We start from the raw sequence: 17,636 nt of genomic DNA on the forward strand, positions 1-17,636 counted from the left end.
AGCGTTTACACACCCCATCTGTCAAAATCAGGCAACGTTCAAAAGGAATAGTTTTTACAGGTATATCTGTCAAAAGACTATGATTATGGAACGTATGCAATGGAGAAAGATGATGGCGATAGCCTTGCCCGTCATGTTGGCGATAGCAAGTGCTTGTGATGATGACGATGGTGACACGAAGAGTAACCTGAATCCACAAGATCGGGATTTTGTTGTGCAGGCTTCTTACGCAAATCGTGCAGAGGTGGAGTTAGGTGCATTGGCTGTTTCCAAAGGAAATCAGGATGCCGTAAAGATGTTTGGTAATATGATGCGCGAAGAACATCAGAATGCATGGGACAATCTGCGAAATATAGCGGCCGAAGTTGAAGCGGATTTTCCTTCCGGCCTCAAAGGAGAGCACCAGGCCTTAAAGGATAGACTTATGTCGCTTAGCGGCTATGCATTTGATACCGCCTATATACACAGCCAGGTAAAGGGACATCAGGAAGCTGAAGCTTTATTTGAGACAGAAGTCAGGAGTGGTAAAGAATTACGACTGAAAGATTATGCAACTGATCTGTTACCGCACATTCGCATGCACCTGCAGATGGCCGATAGTTTAGCGGCAACATTGGCCGTGCCTGCCCGCGGCAATTAAGATATACCATTAACGAATAACGAGATTGAATAACAAATGTTGAAGTATAATGGTGCGGAAGACAAAAGTCCGAAAAACATTTTACTTACGATTAACGGATAGCCAATAATGCCCGTGCGATTTCGGCTCCAAGTTGTTCGGTGGTGAACATTTATATTAGCGTAATCATCGTAAATCCTGCTGTTTGGCAGGATTTATTTTTTGGTATGAATTTTAATACTACATTTAGGAATAAATTATTGCCATGAAGAAATTCCAGTTGGGAGAGTTCGAAGAGATTGTGATGCTCACCGTAGGTATACTATATAATGAAGCGTATGGTGTTTCTATTAAGATAGAAATTGAAACACGCCTTTCCCGTTCAGTGAGTGTAGGAGCTCTTCAAACTGCCTTGAAGCGATTGGAGGATAAAGGATATTTAAAGTCACGGGAAGGAGAGGCCACAGAAGACAGGGCAGGCCGACCAAAAAAATATTACCAGATAACAGCACTGGGAAAGAAAGCGATGGAATATACCCGCAGCACACGCAATGAAATGTGGGACGCTATTCCGAAGGTGGCATGGAATGTAAAGGTCGCGGGCTAAACTGATGAAAGATACCCGATATACCCCTCCGACACTTTTCCTCCGGTTCTTCCGGTGGTTTTGCGATCCGGCATTGCGCGTTTTCATCGAAGGTGACCTGATCGAATTATACCAGAGGCGCTGCAGAACATTTCGCAAAACAAAGGCAGATATATACTTCGCTATAGATGTACTGTTGCTTTTCAGGCCGGGCATTATCCGGAGTGCAGACAGGTTCGATACCATTAATCATTATACCATGTACAGAAATTATCTCAAGATTGCCTGGCGGTCTATGACTCGTCAGAAAATGTATGCGCTGATCAAGGTGGGAGGATTTGCCTTAGGGCTTGCTACCTGTATCATTATTTTTCTGTTTATCCGGCACGAACTAAGTTACGATAAACAGTATAAGGATAGTGCACAGATATACCGCCTGTATAACGAGTATAAAGAATCATCTGATGAGAAGTGGACAGCTTTTCCTCCTTCCATTACGCATATACTAAAAACGGAATATCCCGAAGTAGAACAGGCCGGGCGTCTTATACCCTATAAATGGTTTAATGCCGGCAGTAATTTATTCCGCAGAGACGATCAGAAAGAAAATACATACGAAGAGGGTTTTGCGTATGCCGATCAGGAACTACTCGAGATCCTGGAGATACCCCTGGTATATGGTAACCCGCTGCATGCATTGGATAAACCCAACACAATTGTTCTCTCGAAGAGTAAAGCTGATAAATATTTCCCGAATGAAAACCCGGTAGGGCGTAACATTGTGTTGAACGATGATCCTGCCAAAACATTTATGGTTGGCGGAGTGATGAAAGACTTCGCAGTAACATCTCACTTGCAGTACGATTTCTTTATAACACTCACCGGTGTAGAATTCTGGCCGGGCGAGCAAACCAGTTGGTGCTGCTGGAACTATAATCCCTATGTAAAATTAAGACCGGGTACTGATCCTGCACAGCTCGAAAAGAAAATGTTAGCCATCAAAGATAAATATTATGTAGGCTATCTGAATGAAACCAAAAGTCAGTCGGCAGAAGATGTGAAGAAGTACCACTCGTTCCATCTGCAGCCGGTGAGTGATATATACCTGCATTCATCCGATATTATGGATGAGATCAAACATGGCGACATCCGGTATGTATGGCTGTTTGGCGGTATAGCTATATTTATACTCCTGCTGGCTTGTATCAACTTCATCAATCTCTCTACGGCCAAGTCGGCTAATCGTGCAAAAGAAGTCGGGTTGAGAAAAGTAGTGGGTTCTGTGCGCGGTCATCTTATCCGGCAGTTCCTTACCGAATCGATGGTATATAGTTTTGTTTCCTTCGCGCTGGGTATAGTAATCGTATGGGTATCGCTCCCTTACTTCAATGTTATAGCCGGAAGGTCGCTGAGTATTCCGTGGTTGTCGTGGTGGTTTTACCCGGTGTTGCTGGGATCTGCTTTTATGATCGGGCTGTTGGCCGGTGCCTACCCATCATTCTATCTCTCTGCGTTTAAACCCATCCAGGTATTGAAAGGAAATATAAGTCGTGGCAGCAAAAACGCAACCTTGCGCAATGTTATGGTAGTTTTTCAATTCACTACTTCGATCATTCTTATCATCGGTACATTTGTGATCTATCGGCAGATGAACTATATACTGAACACGAAGATCGGTTTTGATAAGGAACAGGTTATCGAGATACAAGGTGCGAATACATTAAACAAAAAGCAGGCAACCTTCAAGAACGAATTGCTGAAGCTGCGCGATGTAGAGCATGTTACTATCAGTAATTATCTGCCGGTAACCGGAACGAACCGCGATCAGAACGGTTTCTGGCGCGAGGGTAAATCTACCGAAGAGAAAAGTGTAGGAGCACAGAAATGGTATGTAGATGAAGACTATATATCAACGCTGGGCATGAAACTCGCGGAAGGCCGTAACTTCTTGCCGAATGTAGCATCTGATTCGCAGGCAATCATCATCAACCAGGCGATGGCGAAAGCGATAGGACTAAAGAACCCGGTAGGAGAAAGGATTATGACATGGGAAACTTTTACCGTGGTAGGCGTTGTAGAAGATTTTCATTTCGAGTCAATGAAAGGAAAGATTGGTCCGCTCGCCATGGTATTGGGCGATGGCGGAGATGTTATATCGATAAAGGTAAAAACAGAGGATATGCAGCGTGTATTGCAATCCATTACCGGCTTGTGGAATACATTCATGCCCTTCCAACCCATACGCTACACGTTCCTGGACGAAAGCTATGCACGCATGTATGATGATGTGCAACGCATGGGCCAGTTGTTTGCCAGCTTTGCTGTGCTGGCCATTATTGTGGCTTGCCTCGGGTTGTTTGCACTCTCGGCCTTTATGGTAGAGCAGCGCAACAAAGAGATCAGCATTCGCCTGGTGCTGGGTGCATCGGTCAATAATATAGTGAGGTTGCTCACGCAGAACTTTGTGTTACTGGTGGTGTTGTCATTCGTAATTGCCACACCGGTAGCATGGTACCTGATGCAGACGTGGTTGGAAGACTACGCCTATAAAACGAGCATCACCTGGGATATATTTATATTATCGGGTGTTGCGGCCATAGCCATAGCGTTGCTTACCATCAGCTATCAATCAATTCGGGCCGCGCTGGCTAACCCGGCTACGCGTCTTCGGTCGGAATAACGAAAAATGGGAAAGAGCTATATTACAGAGCCTGTGTTATCCACAGGCTTTTTTATTTTCCAAAAAAATCTTTTCCGGGTTTATGGAATGAAAGGAAGAATTGCATCTCACAGGAAATATTATACCTATGAGAGCCTCGATACTTATACTCCTTGTTCTTTTTATCTATAGTGCAGGCGCCCAGCAATTCCGTGAAAAGGAATTGAAAACCACGCTCACCGATGTTACCGTTTTTCTGGATGGTGCCCAGTTATTTGAAACGGGTTATATAGCAATACCTCCGGAGAAGTCGTTGTTGCGTATCAAAAATCTCTCTCCCTTTATCGATGAGAAAAGTATACAGGTAAAAGCCGATGGCGAGTTTACCATTCTTTCAGTAAATCATAAACTTAATTATCTCGATGTTGTAAAAAAGGATCGCATCATCGATAGTCTCAAAAATCAACAGGATATACTACAGGATAAAATTACGCAGGAGCGAGCGCGGCTGGAAGTGCTGGGAGAAAAACAAAATTTACTGGTAGCGAACAGAACGTTAGGAGGGCTGGGGCAAAATGCCGGGGCCACGCTTGCCCAGCTACAACAGGCTATGAGTTTTTACGATGCCGAGCTTTCAAAGATCAAAGAAGAAGCAATCCATCTCAACAAGAGTATAGATAAGAAGCAGGAACAGATCGGGCGACTGGCACAACAACTCAAGGAACAGAACGATCGCAAGATATTACCTACCGGAGAAATCGAAGTACGTGTGCAGGCCAAAACAACGGTACAGGCTCGCTTTCATGTTTCGTATCTTGTAAGCAATGCAGGCTGGTTTCCGAAATATGATATACGCGTGAAAGATGTAAACAGTCCGCTGGCACTTACCTATAAAGCCGAAGTATTTCAGAATACCGGGGTCGACTGGAGGAATGTGAAACTTCGTTTCTCCAACGGTGTTCCCAACCAAAGCGGAGTTGTGCCTAAACTTCATCCATGGTTACTCAACTATGCCCGCTATACCTATATCGATAAAGCCGGTAGCCAAAATATAGGGCAGGTAAAAGGGAAAGTGGTGGATGCCTCCGGGGCAGCTATACCGGGAGTAAATATACTCGTGAAAGGAACTACCATTGGCACCGTGAGTGATGCGTATGGTAATTATTCACTCACATTACCCGATTCCAAAGCTGTATTGGTATTTTCTTTTATAGGCTATACTTCTCAGGAGCTGGTTGCGTCCAGACCGGATATGAATGTGAAGCTGACAGAAGATGTCTCCGTGCTGAGCGAAGTAGTTGTTACAGGCTATAGCGACAATGGTAGTAACCCAGTTGTTATACGCGGTGTCCGCTCATATGTTCCCAAGAACGAGCCGATCATTACCAGGTTTGTAGAAAACCAGACAACGGTAGAGATCGAAGTGCAGGAGCCATACTCCATCAAGTCAGACGGAGAGAAATTGCTGGTTGAGCTGAAACAATATAGTATACCGGCTGAGTATGAATATTATGCCGTACCCAAGGTTGATAAGGACGCTTTCCTGATGGCACGCATTGTGCAATGGGATCAGTATAATTTACTGGATGGAGAGACCAATCTATATTTTGAAGATACGTATATAGGCCGGTCTATTCTCAATACTAAAGCACTGGTGGATACGTTATCTATATCGTTGGGACGTGATAAGAATATAGTCATTGCACGAAATCGTATAGAGCAATTCAATCACAGGCGTGCTATAGGATCCAATCAAACCGACACGCGTGCATTTAAAATAATAGTAAAGAATAAAAAGTCGCAGCCGGTGAAGCTTACACTTTTCGATCAGTTACCGGTAGCGGTGAACAGTGATATCAGTATTAACCCTGTTGAGTTGAGTGGCGCTGTGGTGGATGATAAATCGGGAAAATTAACATGGCAATATATAGTAGCACCGCAGCAGCAGAAAGAGATCGTGCTGCAGTATGAAGTGAAGTATCCCAAACGTGAGAGTGTTATGTTGGAGTGAGAAAGGGAAATAGCGCGTGGCCGGCTCTGCCCGCGCTATCTTTTCTACCTCCCACAGAATTCACAGATCTTCACAGATAAAATAAGCGATGAAAGTGAAAGCAAAAAGCTATACTTCAGCATTCGTTGATCGGTGTTCACTTCTTCGTTATTGTTAGATTGTTATTGTTAGATTATAACGGGTTATTTTTTCGTTTATTGAAATCACTCGATAATACAATCTCTTGATCGCTAAACTAAATTCGTTATCTCTGTTAAGCCTTTCAATCATCGGGAGGAAAGAATACTTAACAAAGAGACTGCCCATTGAGGCAGTCTCCTCTTTTATCGTTTTTTATTTTTTCCTTATACTTTACGAAAGTCAATACTTTCCCATCACCGGAAGAAATTATAGCTTGTTAGTTTGCCTGCCTGCGTGGTAAAATTTTCGAACCGATTTATGGAAGAGCTTAAATCAAAATCTTCTTTTCAGCAATTTTACTGATAAGTTCAGGAGTGTTTTTGAGATTAAACTTTCTAAGAATATTTGAACGATGGCTCTCAATGGTGCGCGAACTCACTTTCAGAAGCGCGGCAATTTCCCTGGAGGATTGGCCTTCCATAATGTATCGAATGATTTCTTTTTCTTTATCGGTAAGAAAAGGGTCACCGCGAAAGTCTTTCTTTCGATAGTTGTTAATTAACCGATTGGAAATCTCAAGTGAATAGAATTTTTCTCCATCCAATACCCGGTTTATACCGCTCAAAATCTCGACTGGATTGGTGTCTTTGAGAATATAACCATCGATGTCAGATTCCGCAACACTCACAATGTGGCACACCTCGTTGTGTGGGGTAAGGATAATTATTTTAATAGATGGATCATATTTTTTAATATAGATAGCCACATCGAGCCAAGCCTGCATGTCTAATGGTAAATCGATAAAAACCAGTTTAGGGTTGAGTGTTAATAAATCTCGTTTGATAAGATTAAAATTCCTATAGTCGCCTATAATCTCAAAACGAGGATCGCTTTTCAGAATCTCTATAAGCCCCAGGCGACTAATAGCTTGATCTCCAACGACAACTACCTTTACCATGTCGTTAAATAGTAAATTATACTTGTCTTGTTTTGTTTTATGAATTCTTGAGAAACCATATAATCATTCTCCTATTGTCGTGCTAACTAATCACTTCTGATGTAGTCGATTGGAGGTTGTTAAATAACACTAAATATAGTCGCAGCTGCATTTCAAATCCTTTAGAATTTTGGGCAGCATGACCATTAAAAAAATGAGATTCATGTTTATAATTCTGAATACGTGAAGGAGCAGACTTGGATCTATGCTACGTCCTATAAACCATGCTGTGCCTAAGCTGTTCAATGTGATATATATCTTCGAATTTTCATACCTCCGACTATGTGAACACCAAGGGAATGAGTGCCGGATTTATCCGGCACTTTTAGCTACGCTAGTTCAATACAGCCACGAATCCGCCAAACGCTGGTATCACTATTTTGTTTAAAGCACTCTTTGATACATGCTTCACTGATAGATGCTTTTCTTCATCGTTGAAGAGGGCGGCATTGTTGGAACTAATGAAAGACAGATCTAACGAAAGTTCTTTTTCAATATTTTCACCATTGATGCCTGCCAGATACCAGGTTTGTCCGGCTCTTCGCGCGATAACAAAGTCTTTTCCCGGGTAACCTGTAATAAATTTGGTTTCATCCCAGGTCGCTGGAAGGTCTTGTAAAAATTGCTTTACTTCTGATGGCACAGTTTTCATGCCGGTTGGAGTTTCAACAAAATGACTTACACCTGAGGTAAATGCTATTGATAATGCTAACTCAAAGCCACGTGTTGTTCTTCGATTAATCCGGTGAACAGTATCAAGACTTAACGGAGTAAAATCCATTGGGTCGAAAAGATTTCGCGTAAAGGGCAACATAGCACAATGTGAAGGTTGTTCGTCCGCACTTCTCTGCTCGAACGTAACGTACTCAAATCCCTTGACCGCTTCCATACTCATTAAATTCGGATATGTCCGATGCCATCCCCGCGGAATCGTACTGCCATGAAAATTTACCATCAGGTGATGTTGGGCTGCGTCCTCGAGAATATCGATGTAATACTGAATCATCGATTGACCATCACCGCCAAAGAAATCAACTTTAATACCTTTAACACCTATGGAATCCAGTTTGGCAAACTCTTGCTCACGGTCCGTGTGGGTTAGCAATTTGTTTTTAGGTGTATATGGAGTCTCGTTCCAATTGCCGGCAGAGTTATACCAAAGCCACAAGCCTATATTTTTTGTTTTACCGTAGCTGACTAATTCTTTCATTTTATCATAGCCAATTTTTCTATCCCAGTCTGCATCTACTAAGCAATAATCCCAATGCATATCCGCAGCGTGATCTATAAATTTCTTCTGTACATCAAATATAGTTGAATCATCTTTCAGCAATGCCCAACTCCAGGATGAGTGGCCTGGCTTAGCGAAAGGAGCGTCCTTTATGGCGTTTTTTGCAACAGCATTTCCAAGATCAGATTCGACAATAGTCTTTAGATCACCAATAACTATCACACGCCAAGGAGTATTGAATGCTCCCTCTGCTATAGGAAGATAACCTTCACCCGGGAATACCTGAAGAGAATCCGGAAAAGCAACGCTGTATTCACGGCTTGCTTGTTCTTTATTTAAATGTGTTCCGCAGTAATTTTTGTCTAAGGCAGACTCAGTAATTACGACCCATTGGTCTGCCGAATGAAACATAGCAGGATAAACCCATCCGGCAGGTGAAGCAGGTGGCATGGAAGCCTGCACGTCTTTTTCATACCACTCCTCATAACATGGATTTACTTTTGACCACCCGGTCTTGGCTACGGACATTGGCTGAAGAAAAGCTGTGGTTCCTTCTAAAAATTTGAAAGCTGTATACTCTTTCACTACAGTTTGCAAACTGGTAACTGCTTCTGGTAATTCATAGCGAAAGACTATACCGTCATTAGATACTCGGAATCGGATGTCTATAAGTGCTCCGTTTGGGTTCTTCAACGTCCAGACACTTTCGTTCGCCACATAGTAACCTTGTTTTTGTTTGCCGAATTTTAGAGAATACGAATCAACGATTTCTGTACTGGGTGTACTTCTTACGATTTCCAAATCGGAAGAGAAGTTTTCAGTCGCCAACACCAGTCCTAATCGTGATGAGTCTAACACGACTTTACCGTCTGCTTTCACTATGTACTGAGGCTCACCATCCTGTAGAAAAACGGAAAGCTCTATTTTGCTATTCGGACTTTTGAGTACTGACGTTTGATTGTTTTTACAGGAAGTAAAAACAGCTAGGGTAATTATGAAATAAAAAAATCGATTCATGCTGATAATTATAGGTTATTAGTTGTAGATACCACTGCACATATACCACTACAGGTATATATTACCCGCGAAACAAGTGAAAGTCCATAAAACGTGGGGCATCGAGAAGTCTATTTAATGGAGCTTAATAGTCTAAAAAAGGTCAAATAGCCGAATTAGGATTCATCGTTTTACTACTGACCGTTTTTTCTGTCCTGCAGCACTAACAATGCTCCGATAGACTTTATAAGTACACATACTTATGGTGTCGAACGTGGCTATCTATATACAGTAAGATGAGCGGCCTGCACATTTGAACCAACAGCAGGTGGAGATAAAGAATAAAAATAACGGAGTTCTTTAGAAAAAAATGTTGTAATAAAGTCAAAGAAGACATTTATATATGAACCTGATCTCAAGGAAAACGATGTTTTTTTCTGAGCCTTACCCGAAGACTAATTAGACCGACCACTTATAAATTTTCTATCAGTATTTTATTTTGTTTCAGGGCCGGAATAATAAGTCGGTTTTTAGATCGATCAAAATAAAAATCAGCAGGGCCATCTAGTATCGGCAACTTCAGTCGGGTAATGGCTTTACTTCGAAGATCAACCTTTTTCAGAAAACCCGCTGGACGATCGAGTGCACCCCAATCTGAAATCAATAATGTATAGTCGTTGAGTAACGTGATGCCATCAAAGGCACCCTGAAGATCTGCTATTTTTTTATATATCGGTTCTCCTCTAAGCCAGTGGATAAATCCAACTTCACCGCCCTTTGCATCTTTTAGATCAAAGCCGCATACGTATAGCTCGTCCGTTGACTGGTTATAGTATATACCATTGGCGCCCTTTATATTAGCTATTTCTTTAATTGTTCTTGTTGTTAAATCCACTTCAAACACTTTACCAACGTCAGTTGCTGACACAAACAGCATATGATCGTTCTTTACCGCCAAGTCATTTGCGAAAGAAGTTTTTTGTTGTGACAAATCTATAGTGGCGATTTTCTTACCGTCAACTAAGGCAATGCCAACGATGCGGTTTAAATCAGCAACGTATAGTAACAACGGTACGCCTACACTCGGTATAGCGAACATGGGCCGGAGCAACAACTGGCCTTTTATTACGCGCGACTGGATTGCAGCAGGCCGCTATAAAATTACCAATAAGAACAGCGAAAAAGTTTGGGAATAAAAAAAGGCCGGTGTTTATACATCAGCCTTTTTCTGTTTATAGCAGTGCTATATTTCAATGTGTAAGAAGCTCACCAAAGATCTTGTCGAGGATAAAAACAAGTTCATCGTGAGTCGGGTTTACTCTTTCCAGGTATTGATCAGGACTTTTCAGTATACTTTGTTTGGTTCGGTCAACCAGGTTTACCCATTCGTCATGCTCCATGGTTGGCTTTCGTTTCATCAGCGTAACCTTGATCGGTTCCAATTGATTGTTGACAACGCGTTTGATTGTTTTTATTTCGTCAGAACCAGCGCTCATTCTATACTCTGTACTTCGCATGTGCCTGCAAGATATAGAGCATCGCAGTAGCAGCATAGGTGAGGATGCAGAGATAATGTTTTCTTAACAATGGGGTTATATACAGTTCAAACGACTTGTGCTTTTCACTCCCACACCATACCTCGGTCAGGTGTATAATGGCCGATCGGAAATGTATGATGCCACTGTTATGAGGGTTTCGCATTATAACGTACCAATAACATTCGGTTAATAAAGGAGTACGATTCGGGTTTTCCACCTAATCCAAAATCTATGTCGAAAATTTACTTCGCTTGAGCTTATATCTTACTTCTTTGCATCACTGCTTTCAGTTCGAAGCGCAGTCGCTCGTGCATTAGTGGAGTTTCTGCCCTGGGGAGCGAATGCGTCAATTGCGTTGCATAGTGCGGTAATCATTCCTCGCAGAGATTTCTCAAACCTGTATTTATCAGTATTCTATGAGATGATGGCAATATGAGCACAGGTATATTTTTGGATGCAGGTGTGGCAACCAACTATATATATGGCATCAACGACCACCAGAGGAAAAACTGCCAGGAAGCCTGCCAGAAAATGGTCGGCAAGAGTAATGCAGAAGAGCGATGCACTTGACCTGGAATCTGACATATTCAAATCAGGCAGTGCCGAAGAGATAGCAAGGTCGCTCAAGCGCTCGGCCGAGCGAAGCAAGAGGAGGAAAGGAACACCTTTTCAATCAGCCATGTCGATGCTCAACTTCTATATCAATCGTGCGGGAAAGAATTTACCAGCAAGAAAGAAAAATACATTGGCGAAAGCCAAGAATAAACTTCGCGAGGTCTTTGGAAGACCGATTCAAAAATGATCTGTACAACGGTGTGGCTGGAGGAAAGCTTGAGCAGCTATCGGAGTTTTTAAGTATATATACCCAAAAATAAAACGGAGCACCTGCCCGTCTGGCTATGCTCCGCCTCTAACCTAACCTACCTATGTACGAGGCAGGAATAAAACAAATCTAAAGAACGGAATCACAAAGCTCCTTTAAATTACCTTAAATCGACTGACAGATATATAGATTTTTAAAAGTGTTATAACCTAAAAGAGTTTGTAATGCAGGAAATTACACCACTTCAGTATAAAGGCAAAGCTATAGATGCACATAGCAGCCGGTTGTTTGGTTCGCTGCAGGAAGCAAAAATATTTTTCAAAACAGCGAAAGAGCGTCTGCAAAGTATACATAGCTGGCATACAATAGCCCGAAACCTGTCGGCAACGTTCAGGCTGGTGGACGCCAGCGGTATAGATCTGTATCGCGCGCCGCGCGAAGGCGACTACTTTAAAATAGATATACCGGGCCCCGGAAGTATAGAAGGCGAGGGCTATGATTGGGTAAAGATCGAGGCGGTTGAAAGTAATGCTGCTGATGAAAACGAGAACTATAGCTTTCGTGTTCGCCCCGCGGGAAATCCGCAGACGGCCTCGGGTAACACTGCGCATTTTTACTCACCTGATTCTACCAGTACATTTATTGTAAGCCGCTGGCGAAATAAAGTTATCGCTGCGATACACGACAGAAATATAGAGCCGAATAAAGATGCAGATAGTGCGATTGACAAACTGCGCGATCGCGTAATAGGAACAGCCGGAGTCATCAGCTTTTCAAAAATACAATGGCAGGGATTGACTGATGGTATTGTCGCCTGAGTATATATACTCAGGCTTTACCGGTATATATGCGGTCGGAACCGGTGTGGTGCCGAGCCCTGGAAGCCACAGTTACGAATCACAAATAAAGAACCCGCGAGTGGTTGCTGCTGCAACGCTTCTTCAGAAAGACCTTTTCGTGCCGAAGTAATATACAGGTCGCGGAAATCATCTCCGCCAAATGCACAAGATGATACATGCGCTACCGGTAATTGGAATTGATATATCTTTTCTCCGGTTGTAGGATTCCAGCGCGATACCTGCCAGCCGCCCCAATGCGCAATCCACAACATACCTTCTGTATCGATCGTCATGCCATCCGGAAAACCATCGGTCTCCGGTATAGTAATGATCACGCGTTTATGGGTGATAATGCCAGATCGTATATCAAAATCAAAAGCCACCACCTGTTGGGTAGGTGTATCGATATAGTAAAACGTACGGTTGTCATGGCTCCAGGTTAAACCGTTGGAAAGCGATACATTGTCCAGCACTTTGGTATAGGAGAGATCGCGGTCAACGCGGTATAGATTACCGGCACCATATTCTTCAGAGAGCGCCATACTGCCAATCCAGAATCTTCCGTCAGCATCACACTTGCCATCGTTAAAGCGATTAGCCTCTATATGTGCTTCCGGATGCATGAGTCGTTCAAGCGCACCACTGTCGCGCTGCATATAGTATATACCACTTTTAAGCGCAGCGACCAGGTTGCCATTTTCCTGCAAGGCAACGGCACCCACCATCGATGACAGATTTACTTTACGATGTTGCCTGCTTGCCGGTATATATTCATGAACATCGCCCTGCATAATGTCAATCCAGAGAATTGATTTTCGCTGATCGTCCCACACAGGACCTTCTCCCAAATAACACTGATAGTCTAAGACTACTTCAACTTCCTTCATGATCTTCTTTGATGCACTGCGGGGCGAATATAGGAAAACTTCGCTGAACACTTGTTTGCGGATCGATCCTCCAGTCGCCTGTTCTTTTTTTGTTGTTATAAACAGAAAGTCTGATGGAGTATTTTGACAGGCTTGCGTATTTTTATCGTAGTTTATCAGCAACGTTTATCACATGCCAGCAGCCAGAACCATCGAAGAAATGATTATCGAACTTCCCAAGGAAGAACAGGTAATGGTGAAACGTCTTCGCGCATTGGTTGCCGAATGTCTGCCTGCAGCAACCGAGAAAGCATACTATGGAGAAGGCGTTATATTTTATACACATAACCGGTTGATCTGCTATATCTGGCCCGCATCCGTTACACTGGGCAGTAAAAAGAAACCTGTTACAAAAAGAACCGGAGTAGCGCTCGGCTTTAACCAGGGATATTTAATGTCCAACGAAGATGGAGCTTTACTATCGGAAGGACGCAAGCAGGTATATGTACTATACCTGGATTCGCTGAAAGCTATACGCGATGACCAGGTGCGCGCACTGTTGTTTGAAGCCGGCATGATCGATGACTCATTTCAAAAGAAGAAGAAAAGGAAATAAACGAACAGTAAGGTGAGGTGATTTTTGTTACCAAGGTATCCGCTAAAGAAACGAAGCATATACCCGCCTGGCAGATGCTTCGTTGAACCTTAACCTTACCTTTGTTAGAAGGTATTCCGTGGGGAATATATTCATAAATGGCTGGCCGCATCCTGCTAATAAATGAATGAGAGAACCATGTCTTATACCTGTTGGGGATTATTGGAATAACTGCGATGCAGCTTGCACGCATGCACGAAGCCATTTCTTCCGGCTATACGATCGTTATCTCTGCCTGTATAGTTCACACGGCAGAACCAGATGCTGCGAAACAGTCGCGGAAAGAGGTTGAATCGAATGCAGTCATATTTTTATCAGCGGTAAATCCGGTTTGTGAGCGTTCAGCAACCATTCAGATAATACTGTCGGCCGTAAATCCTCAATTCATTTATATTGTTGGGTATTATGAGGCGTGTTGTTCTATATAGCCTGGTGTTGCTGGGGCTGGCAAGTCAAGGTGTGCTGGCGCAGGCTCCTTCGTTATCCGGTATAGTAGCTGATAGTACCGACCACACTGCCTTGATTGGCGTTACTGTATTGTTGCAACAGGCTGGCGACACCACACGCAGAACCGGCACCGTTACTGACGTTGAAGGTAAATTTTCTTTTACCGGTATAAAGCCCGGCAGATATATAGTAAAGCTGTCATATATAGGCTATGCTCCGTGTTTAGTGCGTGTGCGTATAACCGATGCCCCGGTTGACCTGGGGAATATAGCACTGAGTCTTTCTTCCACTACATTAAAAGCTGTTGAGATAAAAGGTGCTTCGATACAGGTGGAGCAAAAAGGCGATACGCTGCAGTACAACGCCAATGCATTCAAAACCAATCGCGATGCCACGGCAGAAGACCTGATCACCAAAATGCCGGGGCTTACTTCCGATAACACCGGTGTGAAAGCACAGGGAGAAGCGGTGCAGCAAATACTGGTAGATGGAAAACAATTCTTTGGCGATGATGCTACACTTGCCTTGAAAAATCTTCCGGCCGAGATCATAGACAAGATTGAGGTGTTTGATCGCCTCAGTGAGCAATCACAATTTACGGGCTTTGATGACGGACAAACACGCAAGACCGTAAATATTGTAACGAAGAAAGGAAAGAACAACGGTCAGTTCGGCCGGGTATATGGTGGCATGGGAGAGAACGGACTATATATAGCCGGAGGTAACATCAACTCGTTCAAAGGTAATCGTAAACTTTCGCTGGTGGGGTTGAGCAATAATATCAACCAACAAAACTTTAGTACAGAAGACCTGTTGGGTGTTACCAGTTCATCAGGCAGCAGTCAGGGTGGAGGCGGAGGTGGTAATCGCGGGCAACGCGGTGGTGGTAACGGAAGCAGTAATAATTTTTCTGTTGGCCAGCAAAACGGTATTTCCACTACCCACTCCGTTGGGTTGAACTATGCCGATGTATGGAGCAAGAAAGTGAATGTTACCGGGAGTTACTTCTTTAACCGGGCGGATAACGAACAGATCACCAATCTTCGCAGACAGTATATTACGCAGCAGGACAGCGGCCTGGTCTATAACGAGCGCAGTCGTGCCAACAGTGTAAACTCCAATCATCGGTTTAACCTCCGACTGGAGTATACTATTGATACGGCAAACTCCATTGTGGTTACGCCCCAGTTTAATTATCAGAAGAATAATGCGAAGTCTTCGCTGCAAGGGGATTATGCTGCAGCTACGCACGACCTGGAGAGCAGTCTCGCCAACACCAATCAATCTGACAATGCCGGCTATACTTTCTCGAATGCTATACTATACCGACACCGCTTCCGGAAACGCGGCAGATCATGGTCGGTGAGTTTGAATACGAATATCAACAACCGCGATGGCAGTACGAATTTATATTCATTGAATAAATATCAATCGCCTGCTGATAGTACTATAGTCGATCAGCAATCCAGTCAATATACCGATAGCTATACCTTGTCGACCAATATAGCCTATACGGAGCCGGTTGGTAAACACGGACAGGTGCAGCTCAATTATACTCCTTCGTATACCAGCAGCAAAACCGATAAGCATACATACGACCGGAATGCCGATACGAATGCATATACTCACCTGGATACATTACTGACGAACGTATTCGACAACCGCTATATAACCAATCGCGGTGGCGTGAGTTACCGGTTCAACAACCGTAAACTGAATTTCAGCAGCGGTGTAAATTACCAGTATGCAAAACTTACAGGCGACCAGTATTTTCCCTATACATTTGCAATCGATCGGGCGTTTCAGAATGTATTGCCGCAGGCCACTTTTAATTATCGGTTTAAGGCAGGAGAGAACCTGCGCATTATGTATCGCACGGCTACCGATGCACCGTCTGTATCGCAATTACAAAATGTAGTGGATAACCGGAACCCGCTGTTTCTGAAAACCGGTAACCCGGAGTTGGTGCAGGACTATAGTCATAATCTTACTATTCGCTATGGTCGCACAAACAACGATAAGTCCAGCAGCTTGCTGTTTCTGGTAGCAGGAAGCCTGACGCAAAACTATATCACCAATGCTTCTTACATTGCCAGTAGGGATACCGTTGTGCAGGGCATTTTTCTGAATCGCGGCACACAGTTGTCATATCCTGTTAACATCAACGGTTATGCTACCATGCGCACATTGCTGACGTATGGTCTGCCCGTGGCGTTTCTCAAATCGAACATGAATCTGAGTACCGGCTTTACTTATAACCGAATGCCGGCTGTGATCAATGGCGCGCGCAACCTGGCCAATAACTATGGTATAAGTCAGGGGCTGGTGCTGAGCAGCAACGTAAGCGAAGATGTTGACTTTACACTTTCGTATACGGCTAATTATACTATTGTGAAAAATACGTTGCAGAAGCAGTCCGATAACAATTACTTTAATCAGACAGGATCGTTTAAACTAACCTGGCTTTTCTGGAAGGGATTTGTATTAACCAGCACATTGAACAATACACTATATCGCGGGCTCTCGGCCACGTACGATCAGAGCATCTGGTTCTGGAATGCAGGGCTTGGCTATAAATTTCTCAAGGATAAATCGCTTGAAGTAAAAGTAACTGCGTTCGATATTTTCAACCAGAACAATGTGATAAGCCGCGATGTAACGCAGACCTATATTGAAGACCGGCAGACCAATGTGCTCACACGTTATTTTATGCTTACACTAACCTATAGCATTCGCCATTTCAAGTGATGCACATAGGGTGAAGAATACAAAGATTTTCTGCGGATGTAAGAATTTACTCCGGAAAGTGTGCTCTTCCTGATGCTAAAAGACTGCTTATTGGTTAAATGTCTTTCGTTCGCCATACTGAAGCTTGTTATAGTGCTTCAGTTTTTTCTTTCCGCTGGAAGTTCTGTAGGCGGGTCTATCGTTATGGCAGGCAACCAGGGTTACAGCAAGAAGTACGATCATAGCAAGAATCCGTCTCATGGGGCGTTTCAGTTTTCTATGCAAATGTACCAATGAATTTGATAAAAGGTATACATTCGGACTTGCCTGATCGTAATCTGGCGGAACTTTCGCTTTTCTTGTTATTAAAATGAAAGACATCGTTCATACCGGCAGGGAATATTACAAGGTGAAAAATTACTTTATGAGTGTGGATGTCTCTCAAATATTAAGCGTTGTTTCAACATCCAACGTTGTTGTCTATAGAGACCGGAATTTCTAATTTAATGGAATGAAAGTGAC

The 17,636-nt window shown here is 43.3% G+C and carries 15 protein-coding genes; 9 read left to right on the forward strand and 6 right to left on the reverse strand.

The window, feature by feature from the left end; translation table 11 throughout:
* The first annotated feature begins 79 nt into the window (after nt 1-79).
* From VIN08_RS25120 to VIN08_RS25135, 4 genes are all read left to right on the forward strand, one after another.
* Entirely contained in the window at nt 80-640 is a 561-nt protein-coding gene (locus tag VIN08_RS25120) for a DUF4142 domain-containing protein (RefSeq protein ID WP_331971481.1), read from the forward strand.
* A gap of 244 nt (nt 641-884) precedes the next feature.
* Nucleotides 885-1,226 carry a PadR family transcriptional regulator gene (locus VIN08_RS25125; protein WP_331971484.1) on the forward strand — a complete coding sequence of 114 codons (342 nt, stop codon included), beginning with the start codon at nt 885-887 and terminating at the stop codon, nt 1,224-1,226.
* 4 nt (nt 1,227-1,230) lie between these two features.
* Nucleotides 1,231-3,885 (forward strand): ABC transporter permease, encoded by a 2,655-nt coding sequence (locus tag VIN08_RS25130; RefSeq protein ID WP_331971487.1) that lies wholly within the window; start codon nt 1,231-1,233, stop codon nt 3,883-3,885.
* A 127-nt stretch (nt 3,886-4,012) separates the two neighbouring features.
* Nucleotides 4,013-5,875, forward strand: coding sequence for a mucoidy inhibitor MuiA family protein (locus VIN08_RS25135; protein ID WP_331971490.1), 1,863 nt, complete (start codon nt 4,013-4,015; stop codon nt 5,873-5,875).
* 448 nt (nt 5,876-6,323) lie between these two features.
* On the opposite strand, the gene VIN08_RS25140 is transcribed toward VIN08_RS25135, so the two are convergent.
* From VIN08_RS25140 to VIN08_RS25150, 3 genes are all read right to left on the reverse strand, one after another.
* Nucleotides 6,324-6,953, reverse strand: coding sequence for a response regulator transcription factor (locus VIN08_RS25140; RefSeq protein ID WP_331971493.1), 630 nt, complete (start codon nt 6,951-6,953; stop codon nt 6,324-6,326).
* 373 nt (nt 6,954-7,326) lie between these two features.
* A complete protein-coding gene (locus tag VIN08_RS25145) occupies nt 7,327-9,240 on the reverse strand; it encodes a glycoside hydrolase family 97 protein (RefSeq protein WP_331971496.1) in 1,914 nt (637 codons plus the stop codon).
* 451 nt (nt 9,241-9,691) lie between these two features.
* Nucleotides 9,692-10,210 carry a hypothetical protein gene (locus VIN08_RS25150; RefSeq protein ID WP_331971498.1) on the reverse strand — a complete coding sequence of 173 codons (519 nt, stop codon included), beginning with the start codon at nt 10,208-10,210 and terminating at the stop codon, nt 9,692-9,694.
* A gap of 37 nt (nt 10,211-10,247) precedes the next feature.
* On the opposite strand from VIN08_RS25150, the gene VIN08_RS25155 reads away from it, so the two are divergent.
* On the forward strand, nt 10,248-10,415 hold the full coding sequence (locus VIN08_RS25155) for a hypothetical protein (protein ID WP_331971501.1): 168 nt from the start codon (nt 10,248-10,250) through the stop codon (nt 10,413-10,415).
* A gap of 54 nt (nt 10,416-10,469) precedes the next feature.
* Here the strand turns inward: VIN08_RS25155 and VIN08_RS25160 are convergent, their stop codons facing one another.
* A complete protein-coding gene (locus tag VIN08_RS25160; protein ID WP_331971504.1) occupies nt 10,470-10,736 on the reverse strand; it encodes a hypothetical protein in 267 nt (88 codons plus the stop codon).
* Between the two features lie 502 nt (nt 10,737-11,238).
* Between VIN08_RS25160 and VIN08_RS25165 the strand changes: the two genes are divergently transcribed.
* Entirely contained in the window at nt 11,239-11,559 is a 321-nt protein-coding gene (locus VIN08_RS25165) for a DUF3175 domain-containing protein (RefSeq protein ID WP_331971507.1), read from the forward strand.
* Between the two features lie 245 nt (nt 11,560-11,804).
* Nucleotides 11,805-12,398 (forward strand): hypothetical protein, encoded by a 594-nt coding sequence (locus VIN08_RS25170; RefSeq protein ID WP_331971510.1) that lies wholly within the window; start codon nt 11,805-11,807, stop codon nt 12,396-12,398.
* A gap of 17 nt (nt 12,399-12,415) precedes the next feature.
* Here VIN08_RS25170 and VIN08_RS25175 read toward each other — a convergent pair whose 3' ends face one another.
* Nucleotides 12,416-13,306 (reverse strand): SMP-30/gluconolactonase/LRE family protein, encoded by an 891-nt coding sequence (locus tag VIN08_RS25175; protein WP_331971513.1) that lies wholly within the window; start codon nt 13,304-13,306, stop codon nt 12,416-12,418.
* Nucleotides 13,307-13,478: 172 nt separating this feature from the next.
* Here VIN08_RS25175 and VIN08_RS25180 point away from each other — a divergent pair, with 172 nt between their 5' ends.
* Both VIN08_RS25180 and VIN08_RS25185 read left to right on the forward strand, forming a co-directional pair.
* Nucleotides 13,479-13,901, forward strand: a complete 423-nt coding sequence (locus VIN08_RS25180) for a DUF1801 domain-containing protein (protein WP_331971516.1) — start codon at nt 13,479-13,481, stop codon at nt 13,899-13,901.
* Nucleotides 13,902-14,345: 444 nt separating this feature from the next.
* Nucleotides 14,346-17,135, forward strand: a complete 2,790-nt coding sequence (locus VIN08_RS25185; protein ID WP_331971519.1) for an outer membrane beta-barrel protein — start codon at nt 14,346-14,348, stop codon at nt 17,133-17,135.
* Nucleotides 17,136-17,222: 87 nt separating this feature from the next.
* On the opposite strand, the gene VIN08_RS25190 is transcribed toward VIN08_RS25185, so the two are convergent.
* Complete coding sequence (locus VIN08_RS25190) at nt 17,223-17,375, reverse strand: hypothetical protein (protein ID WP_331971522.1); 153 nt, start codon at nt 17,373-17,375, stop codon at nt 17,223-17,225.
* Between the last annotated feature and the right edge of the window lie 261 nt (nt 17,376-17,636).

It is taken from the genome of Ohtaekwangia sp. (assembly GCF_036568665.1).
Lineage (GTDB): Bacteria > Bacteroidota > Bacteroidia > Cytophagales > Cyclobacteriaceae > Ohtaekwangia.

Excerpts from the sequence above, each read along its gene's own strand:
- VIN08_RS25120 (WP_331971481.1), top strand. The coding sequence starts at position 80 with ATGATTATGGAACGTATGCAATGGAGAAAGATGATGGCGATAGCCTTG.
- VIN08_RS25125 (WP_331971484.1), top strand. The coding sequence starts at position 885 with ATGAAGAAATTCCAGTTGGGAGAGTTCGAAGAGATTGTGATGCTCACC.
- VIN08_RS25130 (WP_331971487.1), top strand. The coding sequence starts at position 1,231 with ATGAAAGATACCCGATATACCCCTCCGACACTTTTCCTCCGGTTCTTC.
- VIN08_RS25135 (WP_331971490.1), top strand. The coding sequence starts at position 4,013 with ATGAGAGCCTCGATACTTATACTCCTTGTTCTTTTTATCTATAGTGCA.
- VIN08_RS25140 (WP_331971493.1), bottom strand. The coding sequence starts at position 6,953 with ATGGTAAAGGTAGTTGTCGTTGGAGATCAAGCTATTAGTCGCCTGGGG.
- VIN08_RS25145 (WP_331971496.1), bottom strand. The coding sequence starts at position 9,240 with ATGAATCGATTTTTTTATTTCATAATTACCCTAGCTGTTTTTACTTCC.
- VIN08_RS25155 (WP_331971501.1), top strand. The coding sequence starts at position 10,248 with ATGCCAACGATGCGGTTTAAATCAGCAACGTATAGTAACAACGGTACG.
- VIN08_RS25160 (WP_331971504.1), bottom strand. The coding sequence starts at position 10,736 with ATGCGAAGTACAGAGTATAGAATGAGCGCTGGTTCTGACGAAATAAAA.
- VIN08_RS25165 (WP_331971507.1), top strand. The coding sequence starts at position 11,239 with ATGGCATCAACGACCACCAGAGGAAAAACTGCCAGGAAGCCTGCCAGA.
- VIN08_RS25170 (WP_331971510.1), top strand. The coding sequence starts at position 11,805 with ATGCAGGAAATTACACCACTTCAGTATAAAGGCAAAGCTATAGATGCA.
- VIN08_RS25175 (WP_331971513.1), bottom strand. The coding sequence starts at position 13,306 with ATGAAGGAAGTTGAAGTAGTCTTAGACTATCAGTGTTATTTGGGAGAA.
- VIN08_RS25180 (WP_331971516.1), top strand. The coding sequence starts at position 13,479 with ATGCCAGCAGCCAGAACCATCGAAGAAATGATTATCGAACTTCCCAAG.
- VIN08_RS25185 (WP_331971519.1), top strand. The coding sequence starts at position 14,346 with ATGAGGCGTGTTGTTCTATATAGCCTGGTGTTGCTGGGGCTGGCAAGT.
- VIN08_RS25190 (WP_331971522.1), bottom strand. The coding sequence starts at position 17,375 with ATGAGACGGATTCTTGCTATGATCGTACTTCTTGCTGTAACCCTGGTT.